Origin of the sequence: Ensifer sp. CCNWLY38 (assembly GCF_037120565.1) — a bacterium.
In the GTDB taxonomy this organism is placed as follows: Bacteria; Pseudomonadota; Alphaproteobacteria; order Rhizobiales; family Rhizobiaceae; genus Ensifer; species Ensifer adhaerens_H.
In genome coordinates this window covers 209,334-222,484 of sequence record NZ_JBBBBO010000011.1, presented here as the reverse complement: position 1 = coordinate 222,484, position 13,151 = coordinate 209,334, and the positions used below count along the sequence as shown (strand labels likewise).

The window sequence follows — 13,151 nt, the reverse complement described above, 5'->3', positions numbered from 1 at the left end:
TCGTCAACGACATCTACAATCCCGGTCCGGGCGACGTCGTCTTCGATTCCGACACGATGGTCGGTTCCGGCGGCACCTGGACGTTCCGCGACACGCTGCAGCGCGTCACGATCCGCAACGAGTCCGACAAGGACATCGTCATCAACAACATCGATGTCGTCACCGACGAGCAGCCGCTAGCCTGGTTGAACCCGTCGAAGACGGTGACTCTGACGTTCAACATCGAGCGCGAGGTCCAGCCGACGCTGATTGAGATCACCGACACGGGTGACCGGTCGGATATCTACATCAACGGCACCATCGAAAACCCGATCGGGACCACCTCGATCGTCAATACCGACGGATCCGTTTTCGCGACCAACGATCGTGGTGTGCTCGGCAGCGACGGCCGGGAATCCCTGATCCGCACGCACATCCTCAATATCCGGGCGGACGAAAACGTCGGCACGACAGGAAACCGCGTCAACATCGACATCGTCGACAGCGCCGGCCTGCCGCAGCTTGTCAGCTTCGATACCGGCCGTGTCAGCGGCTTGACGGAGCGGATCTTCCTCGGGCACGAGAACCGCTTCTATACCGGCCAACTCGTGCGCTATGACGCGGTCAGCACGGCGATCGGTGGGCTCGTCGATGGCGGCTACTACTATGTCATCGCTTCGTCCGATGGCCTGAGCGTTAAGCTGGCGAGCACGCTGGCGAATTCCCTCGCCGGTGTCGCGATCAATCTTTCGCCGAGCGGGCCGCTCACCAACCAGCACAGCCTGATTGCGGCGGAGACATTTACCGTCGATGCCGTCCAGAACATCAACCTCGACCTCAAGGCCCTGCTGCGCGAAGATCTCGGCGGCGGCTACTACATTGTCGAAATCGACCGGATAAGCGCCGGCGATAGCGCCAATGTGCTGCTACAGGCGAGCCTCGAGCAGAGCGGCGCAGGCGCCTCGGGCGGCGTGCTCGTCAAGGCGCCGAGCCAGGCAGCCGGGATCACCCATTACAACTTCTTCCGGCCGGACAGCGGCCTTCCTGAAGAGCTGAGCCGCGGCGTTTTCGGAACCGGCAACACGCCGATCGCTTCCACCTACGACTTCCGTGGCATCGATCCGGCTACCGGCAATCGGACTCTGCCCGGCCTCCAGGCCGGAGCGGTCACCAGCGGTGGCGACATCATCGTCGCTGCAGCAAATCCCGATCCCGGCGCAACGACGATCAATGTCCTCGGAATCACCGAAATCACCGGAAACGGCGATATCGATGTGGTGACCAACGGCTATATCGCCTTGAGCGAAAAGACCGGCGACATGCGCGTCGAGCGGATCAAGTCGACCGCGTCGGACGTGCTGCTCTATTCGCCGCGGCGCATCATCGATGCGCGCGGCCTGACGGAGGGCGATGTCGAAGCCGATGTCGCCGGCCGCAACATCACCATGGCCGCGGGCGTCGGTCTCTTCAATCCGAACCATGCACAGGTCGCTGCGCAGGTTCTCAACCCGACGCTGCTCGACATCAATTCACCGCTTGGCGGTATCGGCCTGCCGACCGATTTCCTCGAGATCAACGTCGACATCCGCAACGGCCTTGGCGGCCTCGGTGTCCTCAGGGCCTTCGATACGACCGCAGACAGCACGCTTGGCATCTTCCTCGACGAAGTTGCCGGCGATCTGCTCGTCCACACGGTCCATACGACGCGTGACATCTCGCTGCGTACCGTCGCCGGCTCGATCCTCGATGCGCGCAACAACGGCGCTGGCGACGATTTCGCTGACTTGCTCGGCCAGAGCATCGATCTCGACGCCAATGGCGGCGGCTCGATCGGTGCCTTCAACAATGACCTCGAGATCGATTCATCGCGTGGTTCGTCGAATGACGACGTCGCCCTCGAAGCCGACAACAATATCTATCTGGCGGAAGCACCCGTTAATCCCGGCGAGAGCGCCGGCAACCTCAGGCTCGTGCTCGCCCATACCTATGACGGCGACATTCGCATCACCGTGCGCGAGACGGCGGTCCAGGGTGAAAACCTCGATCTACTGCACAGCGGCAGTGCACGCTTCTCGGAGGACGGCCTCACCTTCCCGACCTTCCAGGCTGATGCCGAGCGTCTCATCCCGCATGGCCAGATCTTCGCCGAGAAGGGCAATGTGCAGTTGCGCGTCGGCGACAACGTCACACTCGACTCGAACAGCGAGATCCTGGCCGCCAAGCGGATCGACATCTATGGCGACGTCACCGCCTTCGACGAGGCCATCACCCTGCTTGCCAATGCCGATATCGGCTTCGGTTCGGTCATGCTGCTGCGCGGGCGCATCATCGCCAATGCCGCAGTAACGCCCGGCAACAAGAGCAATGGCACGCCTGTTGGTACCGCTGCACCAAAGACGACTGCGCCTCACGCCACGAATCTGACCTGGATCTTCGGCAACACCGATGTCGATACCATCCAGTTCGGCGATCCCTCGGGCGCCGGCGGCACCAATACTCAGGGCAGCCCCGGCTATATCTTCCTCGGCTCGAAGACGCGGGCCTATGGCAGCCAGAACCTCGACCCGACCAACGCCGACGGCGAAGATCGCTTCATGGTCTACTACCTGCAGGATACTGCGACGCAGACATCGCCAAACATGACGACGGCAGCCGAACATACGCTGACGCTCGACGGTGTCTCCGGCAGCGACCTCTACGAGGTCTACACGCTCGGCTCGAACAATCCGGGCCTCGGTAATGCCGGTACGGACTTCAACCGCAACTACGTCATCAACGTGCTCGACAGCGGGCGCTCCAACGACGGCGTCGATGCTCTGAACATCTATGGCTACAACTCGGCATTCAACGGCAAGGACGGCGACGGCAACAAGCCGATCGACGACATCTTCCTGCTGCGCGGCGCGAACTATCTGCCGCATGAAACGGCTGATCGCCCGGCCTATGTCGCGATGGTCTATGGCCAGCCGACCACCTATGCGGACACGATCGAAGACAACGAACCGTCGAACGAGAGCGCACGCATCAACTACGACACGGCCCTCAATGGTCGCGTCACCGTCGAAGGCCTCGGCGGTAACGACAACTTCTATTCCGACGATACGACGGCGATCGTGTCGCTTCAGGGCGGAGCGGGGGACGACTCCTTCCAGATCGGGCAGATCTTCGGCAACAAGCGCACCGATGATCCGGAAAACGGCGTCACGCCGTTCTTTGGCGGCGGCCTGCTCGCCCAGGACGTCTTCCCGGACATGGTTGCTACGACACGCGGCTGGCTGAGCCCCGGCATCAGTGCGCCGCTGGTCGCGCAGGGCGGAACGGGCAACGACGAGTTCCGTGTCTATTCGAACCAGGCTGAACTGAGGCTCGAAGGCGACGACAACAACGACCTGTTCATCGTGCGCGCCTTTGCGATCGCCGCTGTTGCCAACCAGGATTGGAATGGCGACGGCACGATCGACCAGGACGACCTGCCGGCTGTCACGCTCGACACCAATGGCGACGGCGTCATTAACTTTGCCGATGCCGATTCCACGCCCGACGACTACACCGACGACGTGATCGTGCGCGACGACCAGGGCGTTGCGATGCCGATCATCGGGCTCGGCTTCTCTGTTGCGCGGGCGCCCGACATCCGCGCCGGTGGTGGTGAGGACGAGGTCCAGTACAACGTTAATGCTCCGGTTTCCGTCGACGGCGGCACGGGCTTCGACAAGCTCGTCATCCTCGGCACGGAGTTCGCCGACGACTTTGCGATCACCGAACGTGGCATTTTCGGCGCCGGCCTTAATGTGCGCTACACCACGATCGAAGTGGTCGAAGTCGATGGTCTCGAAGGTGACGACGAGTTCTTTGTCCAGTCGACGGCCTTCGGTGTTGCCTATCGCGTCATTGGCGGCCTGGGATCCGATACGATCAACGTCACCGGCGACGTGACCGAAGACATAGTGACCCGCGAGCTCGAAGGGGCCTCCGGTGCTGTCGATCATCTCGTCACGTCCGGTGACGCGCTCTACGACGGTGTGCTGGTCGACGGTTTCGACTACAACGTCGCTTCCGGAGAAGAGGGCATCATCCGCATCGACGAAACCGGCGGCTTTACTGCCGTGCGCGAAGGCGGCCCGGTCAATGTCGACAGCTACACCGTGAAGCTGGCAATCGCTCCGCTCGCCGGCCAGGTGGTCTATGTCACCGTGTCTGCGGCACGCTCGCCGCAGGAAGAGGAAGACGGCACACTTTTGAACCCAGCGCCTTTGCCGAACGGCCTCGGCGACACGATCTGGCTGTCCACCGTCAACCCCGGCGGAACCGTCACCGACAGCGACTTCCAGCATGTTGTCATGGTCAACGGCGTACCGCAGATTATCAAGGATCGCGCGGTCGTGCTGCGGTTCGACAGCAGCAACTGGATGAATCCGCAGATGGTCTACGTCTATGCGCCGGACGACCCGCGGGCAGAAGGCGACCGCGTGGTCGTCATCCAGCACAGCGTGATTTCCGATCTGAGCGGCGTCGACACCAATGTCATCGACATCGATGCCGAATATCCCGATGGAGACCCCTTTGACGCGGCCGACGTCCGCAACGTCGAAGTGCTGGTCAGGGACAACGACACACCCGGGATCTATGTCACCGAGGTCGCGCCTGGCACGAACATCGAAGACGGCCGGTCGCTGGTCATCGAAGGCAGCCCGACGACCCAGTTGACGGACGAGATCCTCGTTCAGCTTCAGACGGCGCCGGAGGTAGGCGACATCATCGTCGTCAAGCTCTTCCTCAACGAGGCGAGCGACGAGGATATCCAGATCTTCGATGTCGACGATCCGACGAACATCTTCAACTCGGTCGGCGACCGCATGTACAAACATGCCGACGGCTACTGGCGGCTGACCTTCGACCATACCAACTGGGATGACCCGGTTCGCATCGGCGTTCAGGCGCGTGACGATATCCCGCGCGAAGATCCGCATACGGCGGTCATCTACTTCCAGCGCGACGACGTTCTGACGACTGACGCCGACCACGACTATGTCTTTCCGAATCTGCGCTCCGGCCCCGGCTATGTCGACATCGAAGTCATTGACAACGACACGGCAGGCGCCGTCGTGCTCGAAAGCGGCGGCACGACGCTGCTCAATGCCGATGGCAGCGACACGGACGACTATACGATCCGGCTGACCAAGGCGCCCAGCACCACCGTACAGGTCGCGATCGTCACCGACGGGCTGGCGGATGTCGTCAGCGTCAACGGCGTCGCCGTCACACCCGGCTCGGGCTATACGGTGATCGGCGGGCTCAGGCCGACGCAGATTTTCGACGGCAACCTCGTCTTCAGCAATGACGGCCTCAACGGCAAGATTACCCGCGGCACGGGCGCCGATCTCGGCAGCTTCGTCGATGAAGGATTCTTCGTCGGCCAGCAGATCCGCGTCGGCAACGCCGGCGGCAACGGCGGTGACTATTACATCACCGCGATCGACACGGTCGACGGCAAGTTCATCAAGGTCGATCGGACGTTCGGTACCGGCGGCCAGCTTGCCGATGTCATCCTCTCGGACCTCGCCAGCGATGGCGCCTTCACGGGCAATATCCAGTTCCATACGGTCATCGAGGACGGCACACCCACCTATCGGATGACGATCGCCGGCCTTGCCGACGATGCGGACGGCTGGCTCGCCTATGGTTTCCTGGAAGGCCAGTGGATCCGTGTCTTCGACGCCGCCGACAACGTTATCGGCAACTTCAAGATCGCGATCATTCGCGGCGAGAACGACACCAAGGATGCCACGATCCAGATCACCTCGGAGAACGCTGGACTGCTGCCGGTCGGCAGCACGCTTGCGGGCGTCAAGGTGCTGCGCACCGCGGCGGTCGCGACGTTCAATCCGGGGAACTACTATATCCAGCAGACAGTCGTCCTGCAGGCGGACGACAACTACGACATCCCCGTCACGCGCGAAGGCGTGAAGGTCTTCCCGGCTTCGGGACATTATCTCTCGAAGCTGCGCGGACCTCTGGCTGTTGAAGGCGGCCCGACGGGCGCTGACCGTTCTCTGGAAAACGGCCTGAAACTGCCGGGTGAAGCGGACGACTTCCTGATCGCCATCGGCGCCCAGCCGCCGGAATCGCAACAGATCGATGTCCTCAACATCTTTAACGACACCAGCAAGGAAGATGTCGACGGCGTCATGACGCAGACGACGCTGACCGGCTTCAACATGGCCGATGATCTGAGCCTCGGCCTCGGTGTCACCGGCGACCCGACCTTCGGCGAATCCGGTTTCTTCCCGGGCGGCGTCAGCTTCGGCAAGATCAGCGTCGGTTCTGACGGCCAGTTCGGCACCAATGCGACGCAAAGCACCATCGAGGTCGTCAATCTGATGCTCGGCGAGGGCAATGATGGCCTCGTCATCCAGGGCACGCTCGATCCGGCGCCCTCCGTTCAGGTCACCAATAATTTCACGGTGACGCCGAATGGCAGCAACGGCGGCACGATCGTGCGCGCGGGCTTCGATTGGAAGGCCATGGGCTTCCTCGTCGGCCAGACCGTGAAGATTGCGGGGCAGGTGGGCACCTGGACCGTCGTCGCGATCAACGACGCCCTCATCGATCCGCTGCATCCGGAAGAAGGCGCCGACCCGAACGACAATTCGATCCTGGTTCTCAGCGGCCCATCGCTCGCTGGCGTTGCCAGCGGCGCACTGACCATCACCGCGATCGACAAGGACGTGATCACCGTCAACACGTCCGTCGACGTCGCCCAGACGGTTGCCGGCGGCATCATCGAGCGCACCGATGGAGGCTCATGGACCGGCTTTGCGGTCGGCGACTTCATCACTATCGACGAGGACTTCGCGAAGGGTGAATACCAGATCGTCTCGATTGTCGGCTCGACGATGCGCGTCACCGGCGGTCAGCTCGCGCTCGTCAGCGACGCGCCCCGGACCATCAACCGCATCAACCCGGTCACCAACGCGATCCTGCAAACGGTGGTCACCGATGTCAGTATCGATCCGACCTATACCGGTGGCATCGTCACCCGTCAGGACGGCATCAAGTGGGCGGACGAGGGTTATCTTGCCGGTCACCTCATCACCATGGTCGATGAAAACGGCAAGCGCGACTTCCGCATCATCGAGATCTCCGATGACGGCTTCTCGCTCAAGCTAGAAGGCGCGCTGCTCGCCACGCAGAACGATGCGGTCAAGAGCTTCTATGTGCAGGGTGCGCATGGCGGCCTGACGCTCGTCCACGGCGGCGGCAACATGTACCTCGAAAGCGCCGGCAAGATGAACATTGCCAGTGCCGGCGGTGGCTCGATCGTCGTGACCCGCCTCGATGGGCGCGACTGGTCCGAAGACCGGTACCAGGTCGGCCAGGTTATCCAGCTTGAGGGCGAGACCTACACCCGGACGATCCTTGCCATCGTCGACGCGACCCTTCCGCCGCCGCCGAACTCGGCCCTGACCTGGGGCGATCTCAGCGCCCTGGTATTGAGCGCGCCGAACACCCACATCGGGCAGGGCGCCGGCGTCTCGCTGGCGGCCGATGCGTTCAACAGCTATGCCGAACGCTCTCTGCATGTCGCCGAAGCACGCACGATCACCGCTTCCGGCGCGATGAACGTTGCCACCAACAGCCTGACGCGCAGCGCCGGGAGCTGGCAAGCAGACGGCTTCTATGTCGGCCAGAAGGTCTATGTCAGCGGCCATGCCGGACCGTTCACGATCCAGGCGCTGACCGCCGCGGTGATGACGTTGCAGAACGTGGCGTTGACACCGGCAACGGGCGTCGAACTGACCGTCTTCGGCTATGACACCACGCTCGATAGCGGCAAGCGCGTCGGCGGCGACTACATCAAGGTCAATGGCGGCGCAGGTCCGAACTCGCCGCTCGTCATCTATGGCGACACCAGCCAGGATGGCATCTGGTATTCCGGCCAGCCGCACAACGTGCTCGGCATGGAATTCGGCGAAAAGCCGTTCGATCCCTTCCCGCAACTGCAGGATGGCGAGAACGAAGACGATGAATGGGTCTTCCCGCTCGCCAATCCCTACAAGCTCGCCGGCAACGACGTCATCGACGCCAGCGCACTGTTTGCGAATGTTCCGGGGGGGAGTCTGCCCACCGTCGGGCTGACGATTTACGGCGGTGCGGGCAACGACACGATCTATGGCAGCCAGGCCGGCGATCATCTGGCCGGTGGTTCCGGCGACGACCTGATCATCGGCAACCGCGGCGTCGATCATATCTATGGCGACAGCGGCGTGAACGTGAACATCTTCACCCGCCAGCTCTTCATCGACACGGTCGACAACAGCCCGCTGCCTTCCGCCAACCCGAACACCAACACCAACGGCACGACGATCAAGCCGGTGAAGTCGGCGGTTCGCGATCTCATGCAGGCCGGCCGTGACCTGATCTTCGGTGATGGAGCATCCCATCTCGGCTACGGCCCGAGTGCCGTCGCTGCGGCCGGCGTACTCGGCGACTTCGACGACATCATCTTCGCCGACCATGGCATCATCGAGATGTTCGTGGACGATCCGAACCTGCCGTCCGGTCTCAAACAGCGAATCCAGACGACCGAGCTCGTGCTCGTGACGGCGATCAAGTCGGCCGAGCTGCAGAACGGCGCCGACGATATCGTGTTCGGCGGGCTTGACCGCGACGTGATCGTCGGCGGTGCCGGCCATGACATGCTGGACGGCGACCAGCAGGACGATCGCATCTTCGGCGACAACGTCTACCTCACCCGCCAGGGCGGCGCGGACGGCAACTTGCTGGACGACACATTCAGCAAGCGCTTCCAGACCTTGGCCGGCGCGCTGCTCTACAGCCGTACGGATCGGCCTATTCCGGCTGGCTTCGGCACCGTCACTGGCGACAACAGCGGCCTCCTCTTGGTCGACGGTATCGCACGCCGTTACCGCGACCCGGACGGCGCGCCGTGGTGGAGCGAGTATGCGGTCGACTATGCGACCCTTCACACCTTCGCCTTCGACCAGGGAGCTGCCGGCGTTGGCAGTTTTGGCAACGACTACATTGCCGGCAGCGAAGGTCATGACGAAATCTTCGGCCAACTGGACAATGACGTCATCCAGGGCGACGGCGGTATCGAACTTGCCTTCGCCGGCACGTCGCATGTCGGCGCCTCCCGGACGTCGGGCGGTGTTGCCGATCCGATCGGCCCGCTGACGGTGATCGCATCCTTTGCTGCTGCGAGCGATGGCCAGGACTACATCGAAGGCGGTGGTGGCGATGACCAATTGTTCGGCGGCCTCGGCCAGGACGACCTGGTCGGTGGCTCGTCCTCGTTCTTCAGCCTGACCGACGCAAATGCACGGCCTGACGGCGACGACTACATCTTCGGCGGTACCGGCGGCGAAATCGACCGGAACGACCTCGACCTTCCGGGCGACGGCACCCTTGCGGCTGCGCGTTATGCCCGCGATGCCGACACCATGGTCGGCGATAACGGTAATATCGTCCGTATTGTCGGGATCAATGGGGTCGATATCAACCCGAACGGGCTGGCAAACCAACAGCTCTACGTCCGGTACAATTACGATGTGAACGATCCGGCCCGCACCGGCGCCGAACGCATCGTCGTCCGCGGCGTGCACCTTCTCGACTACACACCGGGCGGCCCGGATTTCCGTCCTGACCTGTTCTCGAAGACGAACCCGAACGACGCGGCCCATCGCAGCGAATTCGGTCTGTGGGCGAAGAATGACATCGGCGGCCATGACGAATTCCACGGCGAAACCGGCGACGACATCGCCTACGGCGGCGGCGGCCACGACCGCATGTTCGGCGATGCCGAGAATGACGATCTGATCGGCGGTTGGGGCAATGACTGGATCTCTGGCGGTACTGGCCAGGACGGCATCCTCGGCGATGACGGACGGATCTTCACGAGCCGCAACAGCGCCACCTATGCCGAGCCGCTTTACGGCGTCCTGGCCCTCCTTGCCACAGATCCGGATACCCGCACCAGCCAGGGCGACGTGCTCAACGAATTCATCTACACGCCCGGGCAGGTGCAGACCGAGACGATCAATATCGGCGGCCAGCTGAAGAAATCGGTCGACCTCACGCCCTATAACCTGAAGCCGAACGCTCAGGGCGCGGATGATCCGCTGTTCGACGCCAATGTCGTCGACGACATCATCTTCGGCGGTCTCGGCGACGACTTCATCCATGGCGGCGCCGGTGACGATGCCGTCGGTGGCGGCGAAGCCCTGCCGCTCAGCTACACCCAGCGCTTCGAAAACGGCGTCGTGGTCGGGCTGGTGCGCACCGATTTCACACGGCCCTGGAACCCGGGAGACATCCTGCGCTTTGGTGCCGATACCGATCCGTGGAACGCACCGAAACCGGTTCAGAGTAAGCTCGGCGAATTCTTCCTCTATGACGAATACGATCCGCGCCGGACGATTCTGTTCAATGCTGACGGAACCGTCTGGAAGTCGGGTGCTGCGCCGACCCAGTTCCAGTATTTCCTCAACCTGGTCGACAATGAGGGACCGTTGGTCAACGGCGCGATCGCGTTCTCGCCCAACGGCACGCCGATCGCCTTCGCCGACCACAATACGGACGGCAGTGACGCCATCTTCGGCGACCTCGGCAACGACTGGATCGTCGGCGGCACAGGGCGCGATCACATCTATGGCGGCTGGGGCAATGACCTCATGAATGCCGACGATGTGCTTAGCACCAATGGCTGGATGAACGACCAGCCGGAAACGCATCCGGTCTACGAGGATCGTGTCTTCGGCGGCGCCGGGCTCGACATCCTGATCGGCAACACCGGCGGCGACCGCCTGATCGATTGGGTCGGCGAGTTCAACAGCTATCTCGTGCCGTTCGCTCCGTTCGGCATCGCGACGGTCAGCCGTCAGGTGCCGCCGCAGCTCTTCGACTTCCTCTATGCGCAAGCCTTCAGCGATGGTGTCGACATCACCCGCACGGCCGATACCGGAAGCGTCAATGGCAGTGACCAATACAGCCATGTGTCGCAGTTCCAGGGCGGGGTCGAAGGCGAACTTGGCCTGGTGACCCAGAAGGATCACGGCATCTGGCAAGACCAGACAGGCGGACCGACTGATCCGCAACCGGGCAATATCCCCGGTGGACGACGCGACGTTCTGCGCACGGCCGACTTCAACGACGGCACGCTCGACGTGTTCGCCGCCGACCAGGGCAAGTTCTCAGTCTCGAGCGGCATGATGTCGGTCGAATCCGAGACATCGTGGGGGCAGGCGGCTGCCGTCTTCTATGCCGACCAGTACCTGCCGATCTATTTCGAGATCTCGGCCAAGATCACCGCTCAGAAGCCTTTGGCGGGCTGGAAGGCCAACTCCTATGTCATCTTCGACTACCACTCGCCGACCGACTTCAAATGGGCTGGTATCAACATCTCGAATGACAAGATCGAAATGGGCTACCGCGACGCCAGCGGCTGGCACCAGGTCGCCCAGTCGAACAAGCCCGTCCAGTTGAAGGCTGGCATAACCTATGACGTGCTCCTTGCCGTCAACGGCACGAACGTCACGGTGACGGTCGCGGGTGTGAACTGGTTCGGCTACACCTTCGCGCCGAGGATCGAGGATGGCGTGCCCGTGGGCCTCAACCGCGGCCTGGTGGGCGCCGGCAACGATGGCTCCAAGTCGAAGGTGGACAACTTCTCGGTTCAGATCCTGCCGCCAAACCTGTCGCTTGACTATACCGACAACTTCGACGCAACCAGCCGGTTCCCGATGAGCGGTACGGCGGCCACGGGCTGGACCGTCGCAGGTGGTCGCTTCGTCGGCGCCGCCGGCGCTTCCATCAGCACGTTCAACCTTGGCACCAAGCTCCGGGCGGACTCCTACCTCGAACTCGAGGCCAAGCTACTGACGGCAGGCACGGGCGGTATCGTCTTCGACAGCTATGGTCCGAACGACTACAAGTTCGTCGCCCTCGATGCGGTGAACGACAAGGTCCTTGTCGGCCACGTCAGTGCCAAGGGCGGCTACAAGATCGATCAGTCCTTCAGTCGCGTCCTTGATGTCGGCGTCGACTATACTTTGAAGTTGATCTTCAAGGGGGCGGCGGTCAGCATTCAGGTGAACGGCGGCCTCGTCGGCACCTATGGCTTCAATGCTGCACTGGTCGATGGCGGCTTCGGCACGATGTCACGTGTCGGATCAAGCTCGTTCGATCGCTTCCTGATCCGTACCAACGATCCCGCCTTCAACACGTCGACCAATCTGCTGGCGGCGACCGGCGGCACGACCGTCGCCGGTGGCGAGATCACGAGAGGACAGGCACTGTCGGTGCTCGACGATGCCGTCGCCCTCTGGGCGAAATCGGGACTGATCGATGCGTCAACCTTGGCGCGCCTCGGCACGATCGACCTGCAGATCGTCGATCTTGAGGGCGACCGACTGGCCGAAGCCGTGTTCGGCGCAATCAGGATCGACCGCAACGCCGCCGGACGGGGCTGGTTCGTCGATCTCACGCCGCAGGATAACGAGGAGTACAGCCTTGTCGACGGTAAGTGGCAGGCGATCGGTGGCGGCCCAGCCGAGGGACGCTTCGATCTGCTCTCGGTCCTGCTCCATGAAATGGGTCACGAGGCCGGATTGGTCCACTCTGCCGACGATGCTGTCGGCGGCGTCATGGCCGAAACGCTTGAGGTCGGCGAGCGCCGGTTGCCGCTGTCGGCAACCCAGTCCGAAACGCGAAACGACGCCCAGGTGTTCGATGAGGAGCTGGGTCTGTTCGTAACCCCGACTGAGCGACGGCTGATGAAACTTGCCGGCATCAGCGCCTCGGATCTCCATGTCCCAGGGGTTGGCGAGGCGAACGAGACAGCCGCGGCATCCGGCTGGGCCGGAAGCGGCAGAGGCGCTCTGGCGGCCGCGTGGCAACCGGCAACGGGTGGGGGCGATGGCATAGCGCGCTTCGGCAGTAGCGACGAGAAGTCATGGGTCTTCGACGAGGCAACCGGCACGTTTGTCGACCCAACGGCCTGGACACAGGTCGGAGATCATGCCGCCAAGACTTCAGGCGCCGGTGAGAATGATGCGGATGCGAGTGAGCAAGAAGTGTTGAACGGCATAATCGAGTGGGAGGCCCGAAAGGGACTGCTTTCTCGACTGGTCAGTCTCTTTGGAGGGCGCTAG

Annotated in this window: 1 protein-coding gene (only partly in view); it reads left to right on the top strand. The window is 62.7% G+C overall.

All coding sequences use genetic code 11. From position 1 onward, the window contains the following. Positions 1-13,151, top strand: the 3' end of a protein-coding gene (locus V7S54_RS23475) for an LEPR-XLL domain-containing protein (RefSeq protein ID WP_336408922.1). Its footprint begins 14,314 nt before the window's first position; the window shows 13,151 of its 27,465 coding nt (coding positions 14,315-27,465); the start codon falls outside the window, past its left edge; its stop codon occupies positions 13,149-13,151.